At 68.8% G+C, this 24,037-nt stretch carries 19 protein-coding genes; 10 read left to right on the top strand and 9 right to left on the bottom strand.

The annotated features are described in order from the left end of the window. The first annotated feature begins 554 nt into the window (after positions 1-554). The 4 genes from ACIOEW_RS19400 to rhaS all read left to right on the top strand — a co-directional run bounded on the left by ACIOEW_RS19400 (position 555) and on the right by rhaS (position 5,407). Positions 555-2,084, top strand: coding sequence for a sugar ABC transporter ATP-binding protein (locus ACIOEW_RS19400; RefSeq protein WP_401964850.1), 1,530 nt, complete (start codon positions 555-557; stop codon positions 2,082-2,084). Continuing rightward, the gene (locus ACIOEW_RS19395) at positions 2,081-3,136 is read left to right on the top strand and encodes an ABC transporter permease (protein ID WP_362550652.1); all 1,056 of its coding nucleotides are present in this window, start codon (positions 2,081-2,083) and stop codon (positions 3,134-3,136) included. The genes ACIOEW_RS19400 and ACIOEW_RS19395 overlap by 4 nt, the downstream gene beginning before the upstream one ends. After that, the gene (locus ACIOEW_RS19390; RefSeq protein WP_401964849.1) at positions 3,129-4,181 is read left to right on the top strand and encodes an ABC transporter permease; all 1,053 of its coding nucleotides are present in this window, start codon (positions 3,129-3,131) and stop codon (positions 4,179-4,181) included. The genes ACIOEW_RS19395 and ACIOEW_RS19390 overlap by 8 nt, the downstream gene beginning before the upstream one ends. Before the next feature lie 137 nt (positions 4,182-4,318). After that, positions 4,319-5,407, top strand: a complete 1,089-nt coding sequence (gene rhaS, locus ACIOEW_RS19385; protein WP_362550646.1) for a rhamnose ABC transporter substrate-binding protein — start codon at positions 4,319-4,321, stop codon at positions 5,405-5,407. A gap of 252 nt (positions 5,408-5,659) precedes the next feature. Here the strand turns inward: rhaS and ACIOEW_RS19380 are convergent, their stop codons facing one another. Continuing rightward, on the bottom strand, positions 5,660-6,616 hold the full coding sequence (locus ACIOEW_RS19380; protein WP_401964847.1) for an aldo/keto reductase: 957 nt from the start codon (positions 6,614-6,616) through the stop codon (positions 5,660-5,662). Then, entirely contained in the window at positions 6,613-8,556 is a 1,944-nt protein-coding gene (locus tag ACIOEW_RS19375) for a hypothetical protein (protein ID WP_401964846.1), read from the bottom strand. The genes ACIOEW_RS19380 and ACIOEW_RS19375 overlap by 4 nt, the downstream gene beginning before the upstream one ends. A 110-nt stretch (positions 8,557-8,666) precedes the next feature. Between ACIOEW_RS19375 and ACIOEW_RS19370 the strand changes: the two genes are divergently transcribed. The 3 genes from ACIOEW_RS19370 to ACIOEW_RS19360 all read left to right on the top strand — a co-directional run bounded on the left by ACIOEW_RS19370 (position 8,667) and on the right by ACIOEW_RS19360 (position 11,451). Then, a complete protein-coding gene (locus ACIOEW_RS19370; RefSeq protein WP_401964844.1) occupies positions 8,667-9,506 on the top strand; it encodes an amidohydrolase family protein in 840 nt (279 codons plus the stop codon). A 122-nt stretch (positions 9,507-9,628) separates the two neighbouring features. Then, the gene (locus ACIOEW_RS19365) at positions 9,629-10,615 is read left to right on the top strand and encodes an acetylxylan esterase (RefSeq protein ID WP_401964843.1); all 987 of its coding nucleotides are present in this window, start codon (positions 9,629-9,631) and stop codon (positions 10,613-10,615) included. Positions 10,616-10,683: 68 nt separating this feature from the next. Further along, a complete protein-coding gene (locus ACIOEW_RS19360) occupies positions 10,684-11,451 on the top strand; it encodes a GntR family transcriptional regulator (RefSeq protein WP_362550631.1) in 768 nt (255 codons plus the stop codon). A gap of 66 nt (positions 11,452-11,517) precedes the next feature. Here ACIOEW_RS19360 and ACIOEW_RS19355 read toward each other — a convergent pair whose 3' ends face one another. From ACIOEW_RS19355 to ACIOEW_RS19335, 5 genes are all read right to left on the bottom strand, one after another. Then, on the bottom strand, positions 11,518-13,509 hold the full coding sequence (locus ACIOEW_RS19355) for a right-handed parallel beta-helix repeat-containing protein (RefSeq protein WP_401964842.1): 1,992 nt from the start codon (positions 13,507-13,509) through the stop codon (positions 11,518-11,520). 57 nt (positions 13,510-13,566) lie between these two features. Continuing rightward, on the bottom strand, positions 13,567-14,478 hold the full coding sequence (locus ACIOEW_RS19350) for a carbohydrate ABC transporter permease (protein ID WP_401964840.1): 912 nt from the start codon (positions 14,476-14,478) through the stop codon (positions 13,567-13,569). Between the two features lie 9 nt (positions 14,479-14,487). After that, a complete protein-coding gene (locus tag ACIOEW_RS19345) occupies positions 14,488-15,417 on the bottom strand; it encodes a carbohydrate ABC transporter permease (protein ID WP_401964838.1) in 930 nt (309 codons plus the stop codon). Then, positions 15,396-16,640 (bottom strand): ABC transporter substrate-binding protein, encoded by a 1,245-nt coding sequence (locus tag ACIOEW_RS19340; RefSeq protein ID WP_401964837.1) that lies wholly within the window; start codon positions 16,638-16,640, stop codon positions 15,396-15,398. Before ACIOEW_RS19340 ends, ACIOEW_RS19345 begins: the two co-directional genes overlap by 22 nt. Positions 16,641-17,011: 371 nt before the next feature. Further along, entirely contained in the window at positions 17,012-18,289 is a 1,278-nt protein-coding gene (locus tag ACIOEW_RS19335; protein WP_362550616.1) for an alpha-L-fucosidase, read from the bottom strand. A gap of 109 nt (positions 18,290-18,398) precedes the next feature. On the opposite strand from ACIOEW_RS19335, the gene ACIOEW_RS19330 reads away from it, so the two are divergent. Beyond that, positions 18,399-19,256 (top strand): ribonuclease activity regulator RraA, encoded by an 858-nt coding sequence (locus ACIOEW_RS19330; protein ID WP_401964835.1) that lies wholly within the window; start codon positions 18,399-18,401, stop codon positions 19,254-19,256. Between the two features lie 366 nt (positions 19,257-19,622). On the opposite strand, the gene ACIOEW_RS19325 is transcribed toward ACIOEW_RS19330, so the two are convergent. Continuing rightward, positions 19,623-20,045, bottom strand: a complete 423-nt coding sequence (locus ACIOEW_RS19325; RefSeq protein ID WP_401964834.1) for a MerR family transcriptional regulator — start codon at positions 20,043-20,045, stop codon at positions 19,623-19,625. Between the two features lie 418 nt (positions 20,046-20,463). Here ACIOEW_RS19325 and ACIOEW_RS19320 point away from each other — a divergent pair, with 418 nt between their 5' ends. After that, a complete protein-coding gene (locus ACIOEW_RS19320) occupies positions 20,464-21,951 on the top strand; it encodes a SulP family inorganic anion transporter (protein ID WP_401964976.1) in 1,488 nt (495 codons plus the stop codon). Between the two features lie 181 nt (positions 21,952-22,132). Here ACIOEW_RS19320 and ACIOEW_RS19315 read toward each other — a convergent pair whose 3' ends face one another. Continuing rightward, positions 22,133-22,915 carry a VOC family protein gene (locus tag ACIOEW_RS19315; protein WP_401964832.1) on the bottom strand — a complete coding sequence of 261 codons (783 nt, stop codon included), beginning with the start codon at positions 22,913-22,915 and terminating at the stop codon, positions 22,133-22,135. 603 nt (positions 22,916-23,518) lie between these two features. Here ACIOEW_RS19315 and ACIOEW_RS19310 point away from each other — a divergent pair. Further along, entirely contained in the window at positions 23,519-23,923 is a 405-nt protein-coding gene (locus ACIOEW_RS19310; protein ID WP_401964831.1) for a DUF5133 domain-containing protein, read from the top strand. Positions 23,924-24,037 lie beyond the last annotated feature (114 nt).

Genomic DNA, 24,037 nt, shown 5'->3' with positions numbered 1-24,037 from the left:
GGGGAGTGGGCCGCTGATGGACAGAGCGGCGGCCGGTGACAGGCGGCGGCTCCGGGCCGGGAGTTCCTCCCCGGCCGCGCTGCCGACCGCATGGCCGCTCGTTCGTTTTCGTAGCCCAGGGAATTCGTAGCCCCGGTAAGTGGCCTCGATCCGCATGCCGGTGGGCGGGGCCTTCACTGTGGCGACATCAGGTGCGCCATCAGGTATGTCCATTGCGGGATGTGCGGGCGCCCCGAGCATCAGCGGCCTGTGTGATGAATCGATTCATCCTGTGAGGTGAAGTTAACCGTCGGCGTCGGGGTCGTCAAGGGCTTCCACCGGGCGAGGGGCGTGTTACCGGATCGTGTCGTCATTGGGGCGAGGGCTGTCTCAACGGCCTTGCCCCTGCACTCCAGTAAGGCATGACAACGTTTTCTCCGGCCCGGCGATGTTTCGTGATGTCCATGGCGGAACACCCCTTGACGTGTTCGTCGGGACGGGGCTAGCTTCCCGGCAACTCCACTGAAACATTTCATGTCGAGCCCTCTGCTCGGCACAAGCACGGGAGAGCAGCCATGACGCACCCCGAACCGGAGACGACTCCGGTACTCGCGCTGGAGGGGGTGAGCAAGTCCTTCGGTGCCGTCCGGGCGTTGCGCGGTGTGTCCCTGCGGCTTTACGCCGGCGAGGCACATGCCCTCGCGGGCGAGAACGGCGCCGGCAAGTCGACCCTGATCAAGGCGCTCGCCGGTGTGCACCGCCCCGACACGGGCACGGTTCTGCTGGACGGTGAGCCTGTCGAGTTCCACGGTCCGGCCGACGCCCGTGACGCAGGTGTCGCTGTGATCTACCAGGAACCGACGCTCTTCCCGGACCTGTCCGTCGCGGAGAACATCTTCGTGGGCCGGCAGCCGAGACGCTCCCTCGGACGGGTGGACCACCGTGCGGTCCGGCAGGCCGCGGCCGACCTGTTCGAACGCCTGGGCGTCGACCTCGACCCCGATCAGCCGGCGCGCGGGCTGTCGATCGCCGACCAGCAGCTGGTCGAGATCGCCAAGGCCCTCTCCTTCGACGCGCGCGTCCTGATCATGGACGAGCCGACCGCAGCCCTCACCGGCAGCGAGGTCGCCCGCCTGTTCGGCGTCGTCAGGACCCTTCGTGCGGAGGGTGCGGCAGTGCTGTTCATCTCCCACCGCCTGGAGGAGATCTTCGCGCTCTGCCAGCGCGTCACGACCTTGCGCGACGGCGCCTGGATCTCCACTGAGCCGCTCGAAGACCTGAGCGAGGACGACCTCGTACGTCGCATGGTCGGCCGCGACCTGGACGAGCTCTATCCGAAGCAGAGCACGGAGATCGGCGAAGTGGCTCTCAGCGTCCGCCGGTTGACCCGGGAGGGTGTGTTCACGGACGTCTCCTTCGAAGTCCGGCGAGGCGAGATCGTCGGCCTCGCGGGCCTCGTCGGGGCCGGCCGCAGTGAAGTGGCCCGCGCCGTGTTCGGCGTCGACCGGTTCGACGGCGGCGAGGTCGAGGTCCTCGGCCGGAAACTGCGAACCGGCGCCCCGAGCTTGGCGATGGCCGCGGGTCTCGCCCTCGTACCCGAGGACCGCCGGGCCCAGGGCCTGGTGATGGACATGTCCATCGAGCGGAACATAGGTCTGACCGGTTTCGCCACAACCACACGCGGCGGTCTGATGAACCGTGCCGCCGAACGCAGTCGTGCGGTGGACTGGGCGGTCAAGCTGCAGGTCAAGTACGCCAGGCTCGCCGATGTCGTCGGCACGCTGTCTGGCGGAAATCAGCAGAAGGTCGTCCTCGCCAAGTGGCTGGCCACCGCCCCGCAGGTGCTGATCGTGGATGAGCCGACCCGCGGGATCGACGTCGGCACCAAGGCCGAAGTGCACCGACTGCTCTCCTCGCTGGCCGCCGAGGGGGTCGCGGTGCTGATGATCTCCTCCGACCTCCCGGAGATTCTCGGCATGGCAGACCGGGTGCTCGTGATGCACGAAGGAAGGCTGACCGCTGAGATCCCCAGGTCCGAGGCGACCGAGGAGACAGTGATGGCGGCGGCGACCGGCCGTGCCGACCGAGGAAGGACCGCAGCATGACCATGACTGCTGACCCGGTACGGCCAAAGCCCGCACCCGAGTCCGTCGCGTCGCGACGGCTCGTCGACAAGGTGTTCAAGGCCCGCGAGCTGGCCGTGGCCCTCGTGCTTGTCGTGATGCTCGGCGTGACCCAGCTCTCCAACACCGAGTTCCTGTCCGAGCAGGGCATCAAGGACCTGCTGCTGAACGCGACCATTCTGGTTCTGGTCGCCGTCGGCCAGGCGGTGGTGGTGATCACCCGCAACGTGGACCTGTCGGTCGGCTCCGTCCTCGGCATCTCCGCCTTCGCCGCCGGGACTTATCTCCAGGACGGTGGCAATCCACTGGTCGCGGTCCTGCTCGCCGTCGGCCTCGGCGCGCTCTTCGGTGTCCTCAACGGAGCCCTGGTGAGCCTGGGCAAGGTGCCCGCACTCGTCGTCACCCTGGGCACGCTCTACATCGTCCGCGGCATCGACTCGATCTGGGTCGGCTCCCGCCAGATCACCGCCGACGCCCTGCCCGCCGGTTTCGTCGACTTCGGCCACGACGGCATCTGGGTGCTGCCCTATCTCGCTCTGCTCGCCATCGTCGTACTGGCTGCCGTCGCCTACTACCTGCGCAGCTACCACAGCGGGCGCGACCTCTACGCCCTCGGTTCCAGCCCCGAGGCCGCCCGCCTCGCGGGCATTCCCGTCCGGGCCCGGATCATGACGGCCTACGTGCTCTGCGGCGCACTCGCCGGCCTCGCGGGAGCCCTCTACCTCGCCCGCTTCGGCAACGTCGACTCCGCCACCGGCAACGGATACGAACTCACCGTGGTCAGCGCCGTCGTCGTCGGCGGCGTCGCCTTCACCGGAGGCTCCGGAACCGTCTACGGCGCCGCCCTCGGCGCCCTCCTGCTCACCTCCATCAACAGCGTGCTCCCGGCCATCGGCGTCAGCTCCGTCTGGGTCACCGCGATCAACGGCTTCCTGCTGCTGCTCGCCATCGCCGCCGACCGGATCCTGGCCCTGCGGGTGGCCGCGACGCTGCGCAAGAAGGCCGCACAGATGAGGAGCGCCCGCCATGCCTGACATCACCAAGCCGACGTCCCCCGCCGCTCAGCCACCGGTCCTCGTGCGCCTCGGGGGAGCGGTCCGCTGGGACACCGCGGTCGGCGCCCTGCTGCTGACCCTCCTGGTCTGTTCGTTCTCCTTCGTCGACAATTTCGGCAACGCGCTGAACCTCTCCTTCCTGATCGGCAACACCCTGCCGATCGCCCTGATCGCCCTGCCCATGACCATGCTGGTGGTCTCCGGAGAGGTCGACCTCTCCGTCGGCTCCACGGCAGGCCTGTCCGGAGCGGTGATGGGCGCGCTGTGGAACGCCGGCATGACGATCGAGACGATCATCCCGCTCTGCCTGCTGCTCGGTGTCATCTGCGGTCTCGTCAACGGATTGCTCGTCACCCGGCTCGGCCTGCCCTCGCTCGCCGTGACCATCGGCACCATGGCGGCCTACCGCGGCATCGCGCAGATCGTCCTCGGCTCCGACTCCGTCACCGACTTCCCCACCCAGTACCTCGACTTCGGCGCCGGCCGGATCGGCGACACCTTCGTCCCGTACGCCGCCATCCCCTTCACCGTGCTCCTCGCCGTGGCCGTCGTGGTCCTGCACGCCACACCGACCGGCCGCTCCCTGTTCGCCACCGGCGCCAGTGAGGAGGCGGCGCGATTCTCGGGCATCCGCGTCAAGCGGCTCAAGCTCTCCATGTTCGTCGCCACCGGCGCCGTCTCCGCGCTCACCGGCGTCTTCTGGGCACTGCACTACGCAAGCGCCCGCTACGACAACGCCACCGGCCTCGAACTGTCCGTCATCGCCGCGGTGCTGCTCGGAGGAATCGACTTCGACGGCGGGAAGGGGACCCTGGGCGGCGCCGTCGCCGGCGTACTGCTGCTCGGGACCCTGCAGAACGTCATGAGCCTGATCAACGTGTCCGCCCAGTCCCAGATCGTCGTCACCGGTGTCCTGCTGGTGATCTCCGTCCTCGCCCCCCGCGTCGGCCGCCAGGTTTCCCGAGCGCGGGCCCGCAGAAGAACCGCTGCCACGGTCATCTCACCCTCGACCTCAACCTTCTGACCCACCGTCACCGTCCGACCCGTAGGCTCCGCCCGCCGCACCACCGTGGAGCCGTGCACATCCCTGCACGTATTCCGTCACCGTCCGGGCATCCGCCCGCCAGCCCCTGCCGCTCGCGGCAGCGAAAGGAAACCGTCATGTACGGCCCCACCGCCCGAAGCGCCAGGCTGACCGCAGCTCTCGCAGTCACCGCCGTCCTCGCCCTCGGCGCCACCGCCTGCTCCGGCACCACCAAGGACTCCGCGAACAAGGAGGCCGGTCCGGCTGCCGCCACCGGCAAGGCCGACCCGAACAAGGCCACCAAGAAGGGCCTCACGGTCGCCTTCCTGCCCAAGCAGGTCAACAACCCCTACTTCACCACCTCGGACAACGGCGGCAAGAAGGCCCTGGAGCAACTCGGCTCCACGTACAAGGAAGTCGGCACCAGCAGCGGCACCGACACGTCCGGACAGGTCTCCTACGTCAACACCCTCACCCAGCAGCAGGTCGACGCCATCGCTGTCTCCGCGCAGGACCCGGGTGCCCTGTGCACGTCCCTGAAGCAGGCCATGAAGAACGGTGTCAGCGTCGTCACGTACGACTCCGACACGCAGACCGACTGCCGCCAGGTCTTCGTCTCCCAGGCCGGCGCCGAGGACCTCGGCCGCACCCAGATCCAGCTGCTGGCCAAGCAGATCGGGGGCAAGGGCGAGATCGCGATCCTCTCGGCGGCCCAGACGGCCACCAACCAGAACACCTGGATCGACTTCATGAAGGACGAGCTGAAGAAGCCCGAGTACAAGGACATCAAGCTCGTCAAGACCGCCTACGGCGACGACGACGCCCAGAAGTCCTTCCAGCAGACCCAGGGCCTGCTCCAGGAACACCCCAACCTCAAGGGCATCGTCTCCCCGACCACCGTCGGGATCAAGGCGGCCGCCCAGTACCTGTCCGGCTCCAAGTACAAGGGCAAGGTCAAGCTGACCGGTCTCGGAACCCCGAACGACATGCGCGCCTACGTCAAGAACGGCACCGTCGAGGGCTTCGAGTTGTGGGACCCGGCCAAGCTCGGCGCCCTCGCCGCCCACACGGCCGTCGCCCTGGAGTCCGGCCAGATCACCGGCGCCGAGGGGGAGACCTTCAAGGCAGGCGACCTGGGATCGTTCACGATCGGGAAGGACAGCGTCGTCCTGCTCGGCAAGCCGACCGTCTTCGACAAGGCCAACATCGATCAGTTCAAGTTCTGAGCCCCACGAACACGGTGGGGTCGTGCAGGGGCAGGGAGGCGGCCGCGGAGGGGCCGGGGCCGGGATCGGGTGAAACGATTCATGGAGGCAGGGGCGCGGTCGTGAACTTCGGACAGGCCCGGGCCAGGGGTGTCCGGCCCCTGCAACCGCCGCCGTGGGGGCGGAGATTGTGGGGATGACCGCCGCGGTGCCTGCCGGCAGGGCCTGCGGTGCTGCGAGCGGGGCCCGCAGCACCGCAGGAGTTCTCGGCTACTACCCGACGCGCTGCTCCAGCAACTGCTCGGGAACGAACCCGGCTTTCGCGAGTCGCTGCCAGAGCTCGTCCGGGACCGGGAAACGGGCGGCCGCCGCGTTCGCCGTCACCTCGGCAGCGGAACGGCAGCCGAGGACGACCGAGTCGACGGCGGGATGCAGCAGGGGGAACTGGACCGCAACGGCGTGGATCGGCACCCGGTACGCGTCGCACAGGGCCCGGCACTGCCGCGCCCGCTCCAGCGCCTCCGCGGGAGCCTGCCGGTAGTTGAACATGGCGCCGGGAGCCGGGTCGGCCAGGAGGCCGGTGTTGAAGACGCCGCCGACGACCACAGCGGTGCCCGTCCTGGCGCACAGCGGCAGCAGCGTGGTGAGCGCCTCGTGGTCGAGGAGGGTGAGGCGGCCCGCGATGAGTACGACGTCGACCTCGAAATCCGCCACGTACGAGGCGAGCGGGCCGCTGTGGTTCATGCCGAACCCGATGGCCCGGACCAGTCCTTCGTCGCGCAGTCTGCGCACCGCCGGATAGGCGGTGCGGCGGATCTCGTCCGGGTAGTCGTCCGGGTCGTGCAGATACAGGATGTCGATGCTGGAGCGGCCCAGGCGGGTCAGGCTCGACTCCAGGGACTCCCGGATGCCGCGCTCCGTCCAGTCGGTGATCACCTCGCCGGGGGAGCCGTCCGGACGGGGGCGCAGCAGCCAGCCCGTCTTGGTGGAGATCACCGGGTCGGTGACACCGGCGGGGGCGAGCAGCCGGCCCAGGCGCCGCTCGGCGAGGCCGTGTCCGTAGCGGGGCGCGGTGTCGAAGTACGTCATCCCGGCGGCGCCCGCCGCCTCGATGGTCGCGGCGGCGTCCTCGTCACCGACGGCCTCGAAGAGACCGCCCAGGGGAGCGGTGCCCAGACCGAGGCGGGGCAGGGTGAAGGGCAGCCGTTTCGCTGCCGGCCGTCCGGTCATGCCGTCTCCCACGGTGAGGCGCAGGCCGCGCGGCCTGCGCGCAGTGTCATGGTCAGGGTCAGCCGGATCCGTGAGTTCCCGGGGAGGCCGACACGGCAGTACGGTCCGTCGACCGGCTGCTCGGGGCCGTCGTCCACGCGGACCGAGGCGACGTGGTGCTCGGCGAACGAACCCGCCTGCACCAGCAGGGAGCGTGCGGCACCGCCCAGGTTGACCAGCTCCACGACGGTGTTGTCCGGGCGGATGTCGGAGACGAGCGCGGCGACCTCCGGCGGAAGGCCGGGGCGGCGGACGTCCGCGTCGTGGTAGCGCACGTGCAGGTGGACGAGGCCGCCGTTGTAGAGAACCTGCGGGGAGCCGGTGGTCAGCTGCAACAGGGCCTCGGTCACCACTGGGTTGAGGTGCTGCCAGTGGTGGATGTCCAGCGCGTCCGGGCCGGTGTCCGGGTCCACGGTGTCGTTCTCGATGGCCTCGACCCGCTCGGCGCAACTCGCCAGGGCGCTGCGCAGCATCCGTTCGGGATACTGCGGGTTCCGCCCGTGCAGGAACTCGTACCAGGGCTCCTCGTGCCCGGCCTCGTCCTTGATGCGCTGGGTGTGTACGGCGGCCCAGTCCCAGCGGGAAGCCGAACGAAGCCGCTCGATCCGCTCGCGATCGGCCTCGTCGCGGCTGAAGTGCCAAAGGGCGACCGGAAGTTGCCCCGGCATGACGGTGTAGTCGAACCACCCGGAGTCGTTGTGCCGCTGGGGCACCATGAGCGTGCGCTCGGCCGTCATCGCGCGCAGGTGCGGCTCCCAGCGCTCGCCGAGCGTCCCCATCTCGCCGATGCCGCGCTGTTCGGCGTGGGAGAGCACCACGTCGAGGGGGTTGCGGGCGAGGTCCAGGAAGCCCCGGTCGCCGGTGAGGAGTGTCGCGTTGGCCGCGCCGACGACGGTGGCGCTGCCGACGGGGGACAGGCCGTGCGGCCAGGACCATCCGTAGTGGCCGCCGTACCAGCGGCCGTCCAGATACTCGCCCACCACACCGTTCAGGCCCGCGTTGTCGGGCACGACGTCGCGGCCCGCGAGCCGCTCCTGCCACACACCGACGTACTCGGCGACCCAGTCCGCGTAGTGCTGCTCGCCGCTGAGCAGGAAGGCCTGCGTCGCGAGGCCGGTGGCGGCCAGGTTGGCGATCGTGTCACCACGGCCCATCCGGTCCCACATCGCGCGGCCGTAGGCGCGGGCACGCTCGGGCGACGCCTCCAGGTCGCCGAACGAGGCGTCGTCGTCGAATCCGTCCAGCGGCAGGCCGTACGGGCGCAGAGCCGGGCTCCACGGGAAGTACGGTTCCTCGTCGCTGAAGCCGAACCGTGGTCCCGCCGAGCCGTTGTGCGGGGCACGGACCACCCGGTGCTCGCGGTCGTAGTTGGGGCCGCCGGGAAGGTAGAAGTCGGCGAAGCGGAGGGCGAGTTCCCGCAGCTCCTTGTCGTCCGGGTCGGCGAGACACAGACCGTAGAAGAGGAGCAGCCCCTCGCCCTGGTGGAACCAGTCGTAGCCCCGCTCCAGGCCGTCGCGGAGCATGCCCATCTCGGTGAGCTGTGCGGTGACGCCGCTCCAGTGCCGCCGCGTGGCGGTCAGCAGATCCGCGCTGCCGCCCAGCAGGTACAGCGTCGGCCAGTTGAAGAACGGCTCGTAGAAGTCGTCCACGCCGTCCCGGCCGTCCAGCCCCCTGCCGAGTGTGTCCCTGAAGACGAGGCGGCCGTCCCCCTCGGTGTAGCGGTCGGCGAAGAGCCGCCATGCCTTGTTCTGGAGGGCGAACAACTGCCTTTCCAGTTCTGCCCATCGGGGGAGGTCCGTGACGCTCCGGGTGGCGGTCAGTAGTGGTCCGTGGGCCGCTGCCCCTGTGTGTGTGCCGGTCCGCTCAGGCCTGAGCATCGAGAACACCTGCTCCCTCGTCACGTAAGCATTGAATAATCGCCCATCGATAGCCGATGGTTAGACTCACCGGCGGGGAGTCGACGTGTCAAGACTCGGGAGCCGCCCCGCACGCCGCGAGGAGGAGGCGCATCGTGATCGACTGTCATGTTCACCTGTGGGATCCGGCTGAGGGATTCCCATGGATCAGGCCAGGCGGTGAGCACCATCACACCTTCGGTGAGGGTGACTTGGAGCGGTCGGGCGCCGGCCTGGACCTGACCGGAGCGGTGCTGGTCGAGGCGTCGCGCGGTGATGCGGGAGAGACGCATGCCCTGCGCGGACTGCGGCTGCGCCGCCCGGACCTGGTGGCCGGTTACGTGGCGAACCTGCACGTCCACGGCGGCGACGGGCCCGGCCCGTTCCGCCTCCTCCTGCACGAGTGGGGCGCCTCACGCCCCAACGGGATGAGGCTCGGCGGCGCCTCGTGGACGGACACCCCGGAGCCGGCCCGCGCTCTCGTCCCCGTACTGGCCGAGGAGGGCCTGGTGCTTGAGCTCAATCTGCGTCAGGGGGCGTTGACGGCGGCGGCCGGTGTCGCCGCTCGGCACCCCGAGCTGACGGTTGTCGTCGACCACCTGGGCAACCCGCCGGACCTGCGCCTGCCGGCGGCGGACCAGTGGTACCGCGACATCGAGCGGGCTGCGGCCACCCCGAACGTGGTCGTGAAGATCTCCGGGCTGCTCACCCAGCAGTACGGGACTCCGCCGGGGCGCGTCGCACACATGGTGCGGCACGTGGTGGACACGCTCGGCCCGGACCGCTGCCTCATCGGCTCCGACTGGCCGATCTGCCTGCCCCGTGGGTCACGGGCCGACTCGCTCGCGATGTCCCGGCCCGGACTGGCGCACCTGACGGGCGATCAACGCGAGCGGGTACTGCACACGACCCCGGTCCGCGTGTACGACCTCGGCGGTGACCGTCCACGTGGTTGACCGTCCGCGTGGTTGACAGTGCTCGAACGCCCCTGATTCGATTCCCTCGATGATCGATAGGCGATGATCAGTGACCGGCTCCGCCTTGCCGAGAGTCGGCCCCGAACTCCGCGGAGATGCTCATGGCACATTTCGACTTTCCCCTGGACGAGCTGGAGAACTACCGCCCGGCTCTTCCCGAGCCGGACGACTTCGACGCCTTCTGGCAGGAGACCCTTGCACAGCAGGAGGGGTTCGGCCTCGCCGCGACGTTCGATCCGGTGCCCAACGGGCTCGCCACGATTGACACCTTCGACGTGGCCTTCGCCGGCTACGGCGGCCACCCCGTGCGCGGCTGGTTCCATCTCCCGGTGACCCGCACCGGTCCACTGCCGGTCGTCGTGGAGTTCCTGGGCTACGGCAGCGGCCGGGGAGCGCCGCACGAGATACGGCTGTGGGCCGACGCGGGCTACGCGCACTTCGTCATGGACACCCGCGGGCAGGGGGCCGAGACCCCTGATCCGGACCCGGCCAGTGGCGACATCGCGGCGCCCGGCTTCCTCACCCGCGGTGTGCTCGACCCGCTCCGCTACTACTACCGGCGCCTGTACACCGACGCGGTGCGTGCCGTCGCTGCGGCGCGCACGCACCCGGACGTCGACCCGGCCCGCGTCGTGGTCACCGGCACCAGCCAGGGGGGCGGCATCGCGCTCGCCGCCGCGGGCCTCGTCCCCGACCTCGTGGCCGCCATGCCGGACGTGCCGTTCCTGTGCCACTTCCCGCGCGCGACGACGATCACCGACATGCCGCCGTACGACGAGGTCACCAGGTTCGTGAAGCGGCACCGCGAGCACGCGGCCACGGTGGCCCGCACCATGTCCTACTTCGACGCTGCCACCCTGGCCCGGCGGGCGAATGTGCCGACGCTGTTCTCGGTCGGCCTGATGGACCGCATCTGCCCGCCCTCCACGGTGTACGCGGCGTTCAACCATTACGGCGCCCAGCGGAATGTTGATCAGTCCGACAAGCAGATACGGGTGTATCCCTTCAACGATCACGAAGGCGGCGGGCCCGCCCATGAGGTAGTCAAATTGGAGTGGCTGGCCGATCAGCTGGAAACCTCGGTGTGACTCCATCGAGGGAAGACGGGCACGTAATATGTCGCAACTGACGTGCCCCAGTGCAGGATTGGGAATTCATGGCATCAAATGCTTCCGGTGGATTCGTCTCCACGCTGGCCACCAACAAGGACCGGTTCCGCAAGACCCTGATCTCGGACCAGGTGTACGACCTGCTCCGCCAGGCCGTTGTCGAAGGCGATCTCGCGCCGAACGACCGCGTGGTCGAGTCCGAGATCGCGCGGCGGCTCGGCGTGAGCCAGGCCCCGGTGCGCGAGGCAGTCAAGAGGCTCGCCCGTGAGGGCCTGTTCACGCATGTGCCGCGGCGTGGCCACTTCGTCGTCGAGGTCTCCTCGCAGGACGCGGAGTACGCACGACAGGTGCGTGAGCCGCTGGAGAGCCTCGCCGCGCAGCTGGCCACGGAGCACATCACGGAGGAGCAGCTTGCCGAGCTCGATGCGCAGGTCGAGCGGATGCGCGAGGCGGTCTCCACGAACGACGTCAGCAGCTTCCGCGACGCCGACATCGAGTTCCACAGCTTGGTCAGCCAGTTCGCGGGCAATCCGTTCCTCGCCCGTATGTGGGAGGTCATCGAGCCGAGTCTGCGCACCCTTCGTGCCATCTCCGACCCGCTCTTCGACGGTGACAGGCGAGCGATGGCGGATGAACACGGCCGTCTGGTCGCCCTGTTGAGGGAAGGGGAGCCCGGCAAGGCCGCCCAGGCGTTCGCCGACCACGCCGCGGGTCGCGGGCCCGTTCCGGACGCGCGGGGGACGAAGCAGCCGCGCAAGAGGGCCGCCGCGACGAAGCGGACGACTCCCAGGAAGACCGCGACTGAGTCGAATTGATCGATCGACATGGCATGGGCCCGATCCGGAATCTCCGGGTCGGGTCCATGCCATGTCGTGTGCGGACTAGCGGCGGGCGCCTGCGGTCCACTCGGGAGCCCCGTACTGGTAGGCGCCCAGGCTCGGGGCCGGATCCACGGACCCGTCGTTGATCCCCGGAAGCGCGATCGCCCGATTGCGTGCCGGCGAGCCGGCGGTGAGCCGGTAGTCGTGGTTCGCCGCGTCGACGAACAGCGGATCGGTCTCCGGGGGGAGGTTGTCGGAGAGGACGAGCCCGCCATCGGTGGCACCGCTCAGGCCCCGGATCGTACCGAGGTTGTTGTAGATCCTGGTGCCGGTCGACTGCCCCGGTTCCTTCACATAGAACAGCGTCATTCCGCCGGTGTTGTTGTAGACGCCGTTGTCGTGCGATCCGGTCCCCAGGCCGTTGAGCATCACGGTGCCCTCCCGGTTGCCCCAGCCCACGTTGTTCGCGATCACGAGATCGCTCTGGCCGTTGTCCGCGTAGATCCCCGAGATTCCGAACGTGGTGGAGGTCGTGGCCGGCGCGGGGTCGTGCAGCACGTTGTGGTCGATGGAGGTGCCCATCATCCAGGCACTGCAGCAGGTGTAGACGGCGGCGACGTCGAGGCTCATCCGGGCGTACCCGGAGATGTCGTTGTACGCGATCAGGTCCTTGCCCGGGGTGAGGCCGGGCACCTCGTTCCACTGGAGATTGATCCCGCTGCGGCCGACCCGGGAGATCGTGTTGTGTGTGACCGTCTGGCTGTTGCCCTGCACGGCGATCCCCGCCGCGTAGGTGCCCATGTAGTCGACGTCGTGGATCACGTTGTCCGTGGCGGTGTTGTTCTGCCCGCGGAGCGCGATGCCGTTCCCGGCGCTCAGCGAGAGATCACTGTTCACGATCTTGTTGTGGGTGCCGTCGAGGATGATTCCGCTGTCGCCGACGCCCCGGGTCACCGTGCTGCCGCAGTCCGTGGCGCCCCGGGTGATGTCCGTGTAGTGCGAGAGGTACCGGCCCTGGATGCCCTCCAGCGTGATGCCTGTGCTGGAGGGGCCCGTGGCGATCGTGGTGGCGAACAGGCCGATGCCGTCGACCGTCGTGTGAGAGGTGTTCGTCAGGTCGATGCCGAGGGTGCGGCGCTTGGCCTCGACGGCATGGGTGTCCGGGTAGTCGGTGCCGTACATGTACAGACGCTTCGCGACCGGGTCGTAGAACCACTCACCCGGGTGGGCGAGTTCACCGATCTTTCCGGACAGGGCGTACCGGGTCTCCTTCGGCACGACCTTGTGGACGCACGGCGGCGCCGCGTCCAGCGTCACCGAGCCGGCGGTGGAGCTCTTGACCGTGGTGGTGGCCGAGACGTACCAGTACCCGGTGAGGGCGCGCGCGCCATCCCAGTACCCCGCCGGGCGGGTCAGATCCGCGTCGGCGACGGTGGCGTCCGCGCTGCCCTCGCCTGCGTACTGGAGCGAGGGGGCCAGCAGGTCGAGGCCCGGATAGGGCCATTGGGCCTCGATGCCCATCCTCTTGTCGGTGAACACCTGCACGGTGGTCACGTCAGGTCCCAGGTCGACGTCCGTGCTGTATATGTGCCCGTCCGCCACCGCGGCGCTGAACTGTGAGTCGGCGGCGAACGGGTCGGCGGCGGCGATCTCGGTGACATCGGCGGCGGTGACAGGCTCGAAGCCGCCGATCCTCGACGCACCGCTCACCGTCACCTTCGCACCCGGCGCGGCGCGATAGGCGATGGGCAGTCCGGCGCTGCCGGAACGAGCCGGCACCACGGTCTCCTCGTAGGTGCCGGACAGGACCAGACAGGTGTCGCCCGGCACCATCACATCGGCGCACTTCTGGATGTGCCGGAAGGGGGACTCGGCGGTCTTGCCGCCGGCCGCGTCCCGGCCGGAGGGCGACACGTAATAGACCGTGCCCGCCTGGGGTCTGACGGGATGGGCGGCGGCCGGATGGCCGACCGTCACCATGGCCAGCGATGCGAGCAGGGCGGCTGCGGACCACGGCCCTCTGCGGGACCGTGGTTTCCAACTCCTCAGCACTTCATGCTCCTTTCTCTACTCTCGGCTTTCTTTCCGGACGGGGCATGACGAACCCGGTCATCCCTTCACGGCGCCCACGGTGAGACCGCTGATGATGTGGCGCTGCATGTAGATGAAGAAGATGACGACGGGTGCGACGGCGAGCAGAAGGTTGGGGAACACCTTCGTCAGATCGGTCGAGTACTGGCTGATGCCGGCGTAGACCGCCGTCGTGACCGTGTAGTGCCCGGAGGACGGGCTGAGCAGGATCTGCGGGGAGATGAAGTCGTTCCAGATCCCGATCGAGTTGAGGATGAGCACTGTGACCACCGCGGGACGCATGAGCGGGAAGATGATGGACCAGAACGTCCGGTAGCGGCCCGCGCCGTCGATGGTCGCCGCGTGGTCGATGTCCACCGGGATGGTGCGGATGAAGCCGACGAACAGGAAGATGCTCACCGGCAGCGTCGAGGACACATCGTGCGCGACCAGGCCGGTCACGGTGTTGGCCAGGCCGATCTCGCGCAGCACGTAGATCACCGGGATGATCACGGCTGCGCCCGGGATGAACGTACCGGCCAGGAAGTACAGCAGCACCAGTTGCGTACGCCGTTTGAGGCTGCGCGCTATCGCGTAGGCGGCGGGGCCGGCGAGCAGGATGCACAGCACGTCCACGAGCACGACGAGGAACAGCGTGAAGCCGTAGCCGTCGATGACGTTGAACTGCGGGCTGCTGATCGCAGCTGACATGTTTTCGAAGGTCAGCCCGTCCAGCGGGATGGAGAACGGGTTGTCGAGGATGTCCTGCTGCGACTTGAAGGCGTTCACCACGAGCAGGTAGACCGGCACGATCATGACCACGAGGAGCACACCGAGCATGGCCCACCGAACGGGCGACCGGGACTCCTCGCCTTCCGCCCGCCGTGCTTCGTCCGTCCTGGCCGGTGCGGACTTCGGCCTGTCGCGGACCTCTGCTTCCAGTACAACCACCACCGGCTCCTAACTTCCTGTCGCGGCCTGGTCCTGACGGTTGCGCAGTGCCGTCACCAGGAGGGCGAACACTGCGGACACCACCATCAGGAACACCGCCTGCGCGGTCGCGTAGCCGACCTTGGTGCCCTCGAAGGACCGGGCGAGAATGAGATAGGTGAACGTCTGCGTCGACCCGGCCGGACCGCCTCCGGTGAGGCTGACCACGATGTCGTACGCCCGGATGAGCCCCACCAGGTTCAGCACCGTCGCAACGGTCACCACGGGCGCGATCATGGGGATCACGATCCGTAGGTTGATCTGCCGTCTGGAGGCGCCGTCGAGCGCCGCGGCCTCGAGCAGCTCGGCGGGCACCGTCTGCAGGGCGGCCACGAACAGGACGACGTTGAAGCCGAATCCGGCCCAGACGATCACGGCGATCAGCGAGATCAGCGCGAACTGCTCGTCGAAGAGGAAGCCGAGTGGTTCGATCCCGAACTTGGCGAGCGTGTTGTTGATGGCACCGTTGGTGCCGAGGATCGCCGCCCACAGATAGCCCAGGATCAGTGCGCTGATGACGTGCGGGAAGTAGGCGACGGCCCGGAAGAAGGAGTTCGTGCGCGAACGGCCCTTGAGGGCGAGCGCGTACACGAGCCCCAGGCCCACCATGAGGACCGTGCCGGCCGCGGCGATCAGCGCCGTCACGTACCAGGCGTCCGTCGAACTCGGGTCGTCGAACAGATGCTTGTAGTTGTCGAGCCCGGTGAACGTGGCGGTGGAGAACCCGTCCCAGTCGGTCAGGCTGAGGTAGACCGCGACTCCCACCGGAACGACGGTCATCACCGTGTAGAGCAGCACGGCCGGACCCATCATCCCGAAGGAGACGGCCGTTTCGCGGAGCCGTGCCCGGCGCCGTGCCCGGAGGTCCAGCCCCGCGTTCAGCTCTGCGAGTTCCACCACTTGTCCAATCCGTCGGCCGCACCCGAGGCGGACGAGCCCGTGTACAGGGACTGGACCTGCTTGTTGAGCTCGTCGCTGAAGCCGGCGATCGGCTGGCTGTCGCCGGACTTCACGATCACCGACGGGGCCTTGTCCAGGATCTGCTGTACGGAGGTGCCGAGGCTGGACATCGGGTAAGTGAAGCCCTCCCGCAGGTTCGCGTCGGAGGCGAGCTGGCTCTTGATGGCCTCCGGGTCGGTGGTCGCCCACTTCACGAACTCGAGTGCCTCGGCCTTGTGCCGCGACCTGTTCACCACGACGTACGGGTTCGAGATGTTGCCGAACTGACCGGACGGGTAGGCCCCGTCGGTCGGCATGGTGAACACCCCGATGCCGTCGCTCTTCTTCGCGGCGTCCGCGGCGGGCACGAAGAACGAACCCATGATGTACATCGCGGACTTGCCGTTCAGGAAGGCCGTCTGACCGTCCGCGTAGGTGAGACCCAGCGCGCTCTTCTCCAGGTAGCCCTTGTCGATCCAGCCCTTGTACCCCTCGAGGTAGGGCAGGTAGCCGCTCTTCGCGAAGGAGGCCTTGCCGTTGTTGCGCTTGGCCGTCCACTCGGGGTCGGCGGTGAGCACCCCCGCGTCGGCCATCATCGAGAACTGTGATCCGGTGACCCACTGACCGGCGGCCTGCAACGGCTTGTAGCCCGCGTCCTTCAACTCACCCATGGCCATGGTGAATTGATTCATCGTCCGGATCTTTGAGGCGTCGAGCCCCGCCTTCTCGAAGGCGGCCTTGTTGTAGAACACGAGCGACTGGATCTGCTCACCCACGCCGACCACGTAGTGCTTGCCGCCGACGGCGTACTGGTCGGCCAGCGGTGTCTTGGCGGTCCAGGGCTGGTCGGAGAGGTCGGCGAAGAGGGAGGCGGTGTGGGCGGTCGGAACGATCTGCTGGGCGACATCCGGCGGATCGCCGGCCGCCAGGTCCTGCCTCAGCTTCGCGTCCGCCGAGATCGTGCCGGTCAGTTCGAGCTCGACGTTCACGCCGGGGTGAGACTTCTCGTACGTGGCGAAGAGATCGTTCCAGTACTTCTCCGTCAGGTTCGGGGTGATGTTCACGATGACGCGGAGGGTCGTCCCCTCCGACGCCTGGTCGGACCCGCCTCCGCAGGCGACGGCCGACGCCATCACCAGGGGAGCCACGGCGAGCCCGCAAGTGCGGCGCCACATTGTTCTCATCGGGACACGCTCCGTTGCGTAGTCGTGAATAATCGATAGCTGCTGGTCAGCCGCAGAGTCCCCGGTGGGGCAGCGGTGCGAGGGGGTGCGGGCCGGCGAGGGTGCGTGCCGCCCGGCGAGTGGTGCGATGTGTTGGAGGCGGGGCGGGGCCTTCGCCTCCAACACACCTATCGTCTATCGATTGTTGATGCTAAAGCCGGCTTCTTGCTTCTTCAAGGGTGCTGCCGCAACCTCTGAGTTCTGCTTTCGCCGCATGGCCGGCCGATCCGTTCGATCTCGTCGGTCGTCTCGGTCGTCTCGGTCGTCTCGGTCGTTCCGGGACGGAGTCCGACGCGAACGTCCCCTGCTCGGACGCGGCCCGGCCGGCGGGTTCACTGCCGTACGTCCAGCTCCAGCTCGATCACCGGGAGGAGTACGTCGGGCCGGCCGATCGGCAGGGTCAGAGTCAGGGTCCCTGACGGCTGGCTCGGCGGTGCGAGGTTGTTGTGCTCGTGCGACGTGCCGTCCGTCTCGTGGAAGCGGATCTCCGAACCGTCGTGCAGGAGTTGGGCGTAGCGCACGCGCCCGGCAAGTCCAGGCAGATGAAGGTGCTTGAGCGGCCAGACCGGCAGGTGCAGGTAGAGGCGGTTGCCGGACTGTGTGTACATGGTGTGCGAGGGCGGCTCGAACGCGCTCGGCCCCGCGCCGTGCACGGACCGTGCGTGCAGCCCGGTCCACTCGCCGATGGCCCGGAGCGTGGCGCGGGCCTGCGGATCCAGGGAGCCGCGGCCGGTGGGCCCGACGTTCAGGATGAGGTTGCCGCCGCAGGCGACGGACTGCACCAGCATGCGGACCAGCAGCTCAGGGTCCTTGTAGTCGTGGTTGTCGCGGTCGTACCCCCATGAGCCGTTGAGCGTGTGGCAGGCCTCCCATGTCACCCGCTCGCCACGGCGCTCCAGCGGTCGGTCGGGCTGGTACTGCTCGGGCGTGACGAAGTCGCCGGGGATGCCGAGCCTGTCGTTGACGAGGATGCCCGGCTGCAGTTCCTTGACGGTGGCCAGGAGCTGCTCCGCACCCCACTCCTCGGGGCCCTTCTCCGGATACGTGAAGTCGAAGAACAGGGTGTCGATCGGGCCGTATCCGGTGAGGAGTTCGCGTATCTGCCCCTCCATGTAGGCGCGGTAGCGCTCCATGTCGCGGGGCTCCCGCTCGGCCGCGGTGCCGCGCAGCGGGTGGTGCTCGTCGACGGTGAAGTCGGGGTGGTGCCAGTCGAGCAGCGAGTAGTACAGGCCGACGCGCAGGCCCTCGGCGCGCATCGCGTCCACGAACTCGCGGACCAGGTCGCGGCCTGTCGCACGCACCGATGTGTAGCCGGTCAGCGCCGAGTCGAACAGGCAGAAACCGTCATGGTGCTTGGCCGTAAGCACGGCATACCGCATTCCGGACTCCCGCGCTGTACGCGCGAGTTGGCGTGCATCGAACAGATCGGGATCGAACCTGGTCAGATAACGGTCGTACTCCTGCTGGGACATGGCCTCCCGGCTGCGGACCCACTCGTGCCGCGCTGCCAGGCTGTAGAGACCGAAGTGGACGAAGAGCCCGAAGCGTGCCACCTCGAACCACTCGGTGGCTTCGACGGGATCAGGGGAATCTGTGGCGGCACCGTTCATGGGAGGCTCCTGACGCATTGACAGCACTAATCGATTAGCTGTTATCTACCATCGATAGGCGATGATGTCACTGGCGTTGCGTGCGATGAGCGCGCGGAGAGGCACGTGCATGCACCCGATTGGGGACCAGGAAGCGGCGTCGACGGGGGAGTCCCGCATCAAGTCGACGGGGGAGCCCGGCATCAGCGCGTCGGAGGGGAGCCGGGCCTACGAATCGATGCGAGCGCCGGTCCACACCTCCGCCTACGTACGACCCACCTCTCAGATGGTGGACGCTCTCCGGGACGTGAGCGCGGCGACGGCCTGCGCGAAGCTGCATCAGATGGGCATCACCCGGACGTTCATCGACGGTCCCGTGCCGTTGCACCGCGAACCGGACGTCAAGGTCACCGGCGGCGCTGTCACGCTGCAGTTCCTTCCGCAGCGTGAAGACGTCTTCAACGGCGCGGAGCAGGAGGACATCGAGCGGAAGACGCCACTGTGGGGCGTTCTCGAATCGATCCAGCCCGGGGATGTACTGGTCATCTCGGCCCATGGAAGTCACTTCACCGGCTGCCTCGGCGACATGCTCGTGCGCTACTTCAAACTGCGCGGCGGCGCCGGGATCGTGGTCGACGGACGAGTGCGGGACGCCGCCCGGGTGCGCGCGCTCGGCGTGCCCATCTGGTGCACCGGCGTCACCCCGCACTACGCCTCGCAGACCGAATTGTTCCCGTCCGCCTTCAATGTGCCCGTCGGTGTCGGCGGCTCTCTGGTGACGCCCGGCGACCTGATCGTCGCCGACGAGGACGGTGCCGTCGTCGTACCGCAGCAGAACGCGATCCCGCTCGCCGAGGACTCCCTGCTCCACCAGGACCGCGAGGCGTTCGCCCGCCGCCGCCTCGACCAGGGCGGGCGCCTCTCCGACTACTACCCGCTCACCGGCGAGGGCATGACCGAGTACCTGGCGAGCCGTTCCGCCACCTGAGCCGGGGGGCACCCCGACGGGCTTCGGGAGCGCGTGGCGTACGGGCGGCCGGTGCAACACCGCGGCGTCCCGGAGCCGAGGAGGAGCGGCCCGGGAGCGCGAGCGGCTCAATGCCGGGAGGCCCACATCTATGGCGCACCCGATGGATGGGACCTCGGGCGCGAACGACTCCCTTAGATCACGCCAGTTGGTCTGCGACGGCCCATGGGGTCGCTATCGGGCCGCCCGGAAGCACGCCCTGTCCGCGAACGCAGGAGCCGGGAGCCGAGGTTGCCCCGCCTTGTCGGACAGGTGCTTGCGCGGTCGGACAGGTGCCTGCGCGCGTGCCCCGGCCAGGTGCTGTCCCCGCGAAGCCGGTGCAGTCGATCAGGGCCGTACGGCAGAGGGGGGCGGGGTCTCCCGGGGCAGGCGCGTGCGCAGGGCGTCGGCGAAGTCCTCGGCCCGGGCGAGCTGGATCCGGAGCCTGGCGACCTGTTCCGTGGCGGCCTGCTCGTACACGCGTACACGGTCCAACAGACGGTCGCGTTCGCCGGCGTCCAGGCCGTCGTCGGCGTCGAGGCGGTCCGTCGCGTCGAGCAGGTCGCGCATCTGGTCGAGGGTGAAGCCGAGCGGCTTCATCCGGCGGATGACCATGAGCCGCTGAACGTCACTCTCGGTATAGAGCCGGAAGCCGCCCTGTGAACGAGCGGAAGGGACGACGAGCCCCGTCTCCTCGTAATGGCGGATGGTGCGCAGGGACAGTTCGGTCCGCGCGGCGACCTCGCCGATCTGCATGTGCCTGTCGTCCACGCCGGTGGTCCTGTGCCCCTTCTCCTCGTGGCGGGCCGCATCCCGGACGGCCTCGACCGACCTCTACCCTAACGTTAGGGTAGAGTTGCTGGCGGTGAGGGCGGCCCGGCTGCCTCACCCCTACACCGCCGGGGCCGATGGCGCCCCCGGCGAAGCCCCGATTCTTGCAGGAGTGAGCGTGCGCGAGCAGATGGTGCTGATGTCCACCACCTGCCCGCCGTGACTCCTCGCCCCCGGATGTGAGCTGCCCGGCCGCGCGCCCGCGCTTCGTCCCTCCCATTGACTTCCGGCCCGTCGGGGCAGCCGCCCGCGGAGTGCCGGCCCGGCCCATTCGCGCCGCCCTTCCCGCATGCTCCCGGCCCCTCGGCGGGGGACTGCCCGAACACGACAGGTACTCGCCTCCTTGTCTTCCTCCGTCATGACGCCCGCCGCTGTTCTGCGCGGCCTGAAGCCCGACTGGCTGTCCGACCCGAAGGTCTGGCGCACCGAGATCCTGGCCGGCCTCGTCGTCGGGCTCGCGCTGATCCCCGAGGCCATCTCGTTCTCGATCATCGCGGGAGTCGACCCGGCGATAGGCCTGTTCGCCTCGTTCACCATGGCTGTGGTCATCTCGGTCGTCGGCGGCCGCCGGGCCATGATCTCCGCCGCCACGGGCGCCGTCGCGCTCGTGATCGCACCGCTGAACCGGGAACACGGCCTCGGCTACCTGATCGCCGCCGTCATCCTGGCCGGGATCTTCCAGATCGCGCTCGGGGCGATGGGGGTGGCGAAACTCATGCGGTTCGTACCCCGCTCGGTGATGGTCGGCTTCGTCAACGCTCTGGCGATCCTGATCTTCATGGCGCAGGTACCCGAGATGCATGACGTGCCCTGGGCGGTGTACCCGCTGATCATCGGCGGTCTCGCGCTCATGGTGTTCTTCCCGAAGGTCACCCGGGTGATCCCGGCGCCGCTGGTCTCCATCGTCGTCCTCACCGTCATCACGATCGCGGCGGGGATCGCCGTGCCGACCGTGGGGGACAAGGGAGCCCTGCCGTCCTCGCTGCCGGTACCGGGCCTGCCGGACGTCCCCTTCACCATGGACACCCTGACGACGATCGCCCCCTACGCGCTCGCGATGGCGCTGGTCGGGCTGATGGAGTCGCTGATGACCGCGAAGCTGGTCGACGAGATCACCGACACCCATTCCTCCAAGACTCGCGAGTCCATCGGTCAGGGCATCGCCAACATCGTCACCGGGTTCTTCGGCGGCATGGGCGGCTGCGCGATGATCGGCCAGACGATGATCAACGTGAAGGTCTCCGGCGCCCGCACGCGGTTGTCCACCTTCCTCGCCGGTTCCTTCCTGATGGTGCTGTGCATCGTCTTCGGCCCGGTGGTCTCAGACATTCCCATGGCCGCGCTGGTCGCCGTCATGGTCATGGTGTCGTTCGCGACCTTCGACTGGCACTCCATCGCCCCGAAGACCCTCAAGCGGATGCCGGCGGGGGAGATCGCAGTCATGGTCATCACCGTGGCCGTGGTGGTCGCCACCCACAACCTCGCCATCGGTGTCGTCGTCGGCTCCGTCACCGCGATGGTCATCTTCGCCAAGCGCGTCGCCCGCCTCGCCGACGTCACCGCCGTCACGGACCCCGACGGCACCAGCGTGGTGTACTCCGTGAACGGAGAGCTGTTCTTCGCCTCCTCCAATGATCTCGTCGGCCGGTTCGACTACGCCGGCGACCCCCACAGGGTCGTCATCGATCTGTCCGCCGCCCACATCTGGGACGCCTCCTCCGTGGCCGCCCTCGACGCCATCGAGACCAAGTACGCCCAGCGCGGCAAGACCGTCGAGATCATCGGCCTCAACGATCAGAGCGCCGATCTCCACGGGAAGCTCACCGGAGAGCTCACCAGTCACTGACCCCCGCTGCTACCGGAAGTCCCTGACCCCCGCTGCAACTGACGAGGACCCCGGCCGACAACCGTGGGCCGTCGCACGCCCGCCGCTCGATCGGTGCGACGCCTGGCGTGACGGGCAGGCGGTGCGACGTGCATGGGGTCGTAGGCGTCGGGGGCCCTCGCAATTCGGTGGGTCTGCGGCGTCATGCCCCGCTGGGGCCTGAGACCGTGAACAGTGCGCCGGTGGGGTCACAGATGACGAAGGCGTCGTTCGAACAGCCGAGCGGGGGAGGAGCCGGTGAGGACTGGCCGCCAGCCGCCGTGGCTGCCGCTGCGGTCGCCCGGCTGTCCGCCACGTGGAAGTCCACCACCCACCTCGGCCGCGTCTTAGGGTCAGGGGCGGACTCGACGCCTCCGCCGCGCAACGTGGCGACCGTGTGGCCCGCGACCTGAACCACGACGTGGTCCTGCGCGTAGTCCACCGTGCAGCCGCTGCCCGGCTTCGCCCAGTCGAAGATCCCGGCGTAGAAGATGGCCGCCTCGAAGGCGTGGCGCGTCATGAGGTCAAGCCGGGCGGGCGCGCTTCCCTGCCCCACTGTCCAGGCGAGTGCCGGCCCCTCCCAGAAACCGAAAGCGGCACCGTCCCGGTCTGCTGCGAGGGCGGCACGTCCTTCCCCCAGCCGCGTGGGCCCGACAGCGAGCGTGGCCCCCCGCTCCCTGACACGGTCCGCAGTCTCATCGGCGTCCGCCACAGCGAAGTACGGCGTCCAGCGGGCGGGGAGCCCGCGACCGTGGCAGTACCCCATCCCCGCGACAGGTTCCCCGTGCGCCATGGCGACCGAGAAGTCGCGCCCGAGGGAGCTGTCGCAGAATCCCCACCCCATCACCCGTGTATAGAAGGACCGGGCCGCGTGCGGATCAGGCGTCACCAGGCTCACCCAGCAGGGCGCGCCGGTCACCGGCATCGTCGTTCCGAGGGCCGGCATCGAAAACTCCTTGTGTGAGGGGGACCTGCCAGCTCAGATTCGGTCCTCGACGGCCCGCCCGCTCAGCGGCGCCGCCGGAGCCAGGAAAGAACCCTCCTCGGGCGTGACTACAGACCCCCGTGCTGCGGACTCGTAAACCGCCCTCGCTCTCCTCTACCGCAGCGAACCTGACCGCTTGGTCCCGCCTCTACTGTGCTCACGACCGGGACTTCGCCGCACCCGGACCGCGCAACGCGCTCCGCGCATTCCTCATGCCGGGTACGGAGCAGTGCCACCCCATCTCCTGGTCCGTGCGGGCGGCGCCCGCCGTAGCAAGGGTCGTGGCCCGGGGTCACCCGAGCGGCTTGGCCCACAGGCGCACTTCTCTCCTGGATGTCATGTTTCGGAACTGTGAGCACATGGGGGCGGGCGAAGACTGGCATGTCCCCCATTGGTCGTCGCGGAACTCCTCCGTCGCCTCGTCGAGAAATGGCCCTGATGATGACTGCTCGCCTCCCCCGCAACCCCGAGTCCGGCGGCAGAAGCCCCTCGACCGCAGGGGTGGTGTCCGCAGCGCAGCCCCCCATCGACGAGCCCAGAGCCGCGTGGGCGGTGGGCACGGTCATGGCTGTGACTCCGTGCTCGGCACGGGACGCGAGGCGGGTACTGGGCGCGGCGGCGAAGGCGGCGGGCATCACGTCGGCCGAGGTGGCTGCCGCCATGGCCGCCGACGCACGTGGCGTCGCGATGCCCGCGCATGTGGAGCGGGCGCTGCACCGGGCTGTGGCCATGGCACGCACCGTGTCGCATCGGGCGGTGTGCGTCGGACTGATGCCGAGCCGGGCTCGGACGGCGGAGGTGCTGGCGGAGTTCCGCCATTGCCAGTCCCGGCTGACTGCCGCCCCGTCCGACATGCGGGCGCGGCAGGCACTGGATGACGCCGCGTACACGTTGTGCGTGCTTCTGGGCAGAACCGGCGTGCACGAGGCGGTGCTGGCAGCGGAACAACACCTCACCACCCCGGCGTAGCGCGGCCCGCGGACGGCGTATCCGGGCGGCCGACTTCGCACGGATCAGGTCGGTTGAGCCTGTTCCGCGGCAGGGGTGCCGACGCGTAGGTCCGGGATGTACCGGTCGAACCGT

The organism is Streptomyces sp. NPDC087901 (genome assembly GCF_044742205.1).
Lineage (GTDB): Bacteria > Actinomycetota > Actinomycetes > Streptomycetales > Streptomycetaceae > Streptomyces.
This window is presented reverse-complemented; position numbering and strand designations above follow the sequence as displayed.

Bases quoted from the DNA above. Each gene is read 5' to 3' on its own strand.
- ACIOEW_RS19400 (WP_401964850.1), top strand. From the start codon at position 555: ATGACGCACCCCGAACCGGAGACGACTCCGGTACTCGCGCTGGAGGGG.
- ACIOEW_RS19395 (WP_362550652.1), top strand. From the start codon at position 2,081: ATGACCATGACTGCTGACCCGGTACGGCCAAAGCCCGCACCCGAGTCC.
- ACIOEW_RS19390 (WP_401964849.1), top strand. From the start codon at position 3,129: ATGCCTGACATCACCAAGCCGACGTCCCCCGCCGCTCAGCCACCGGTC.
- rhaS (WP_362550646.1), top strand. From the start codon at position 4,319: ATGTACGGCCCCACCGCCCGAAGCGCCAGGCTGACCGCAGCTCTCGCA.
- ACIOEW_RS19380 (WP_401964847.1), bottom strand. From the start codon at position 6,616: ATGACCGGACGGCCGGCAGCGAAACGGCTGCCCTTCACCCTGCCCCGC.
- ACIOEW_RS19365 (WP_401964843.1), top strand. From the start codon at position 9,629: ATGGCACATTTCGACTTTCCCCTGGACGAGCTGGAGAACTACCGCCCG.
- ACIOEW_RS19360 (WP_362550631.1), top strand. From the start codon at position 10,684: ATGGCATCAAATGCTTCCGGTGGATTCGTCTCCACGCTGGCCACCAAC.
- ACIOEW_RS19340 (WP_401964837.1), bottom strand. From the start codon at position 16,640: ATGAGAACAATGTGGCGCCGCACTTGCGGGCTCGCCGTGGCTCCCCTG.
- ACIOEW_RS19335 (WP_362550616.1), bottom strand. From the start codon at position 18,289: ATGAACGGTGCCGCCACAGATTCCCCTGATCCCGTCGAAGCCACCGAG.
- ACIOEW_RS19330 (WP_401964835.1), top strand. From the start codon at position 18,399: ATGCACCCGATTGGGGACCAGGAAGCGGCGTCGACGGGGGAGTCCCGC.
- ACIOEW_RS19320 (WP_401964976.1), top strand. From the start codon at position 20,464: ATGACGCCCGCCGCTGTTCTGCGCGGCCTGAAGCCCGACTGGCTGTCC.
- ACIOEW_RS19315 (WP_401964832.1), bottom strand. From the start codon at position 22,915: ATGCCGGCCCTCGGAACGACGATGCCGGTGACCGGCGCGCCCTGCTGG.
- ACIOEW_RS19310 (WP_401964831.1), top strand. From the start codon at position 23,519: ATGGCTGTGACTCCGTGCTCGGCACGGGACGCGAGGCGGGTACTGGGC.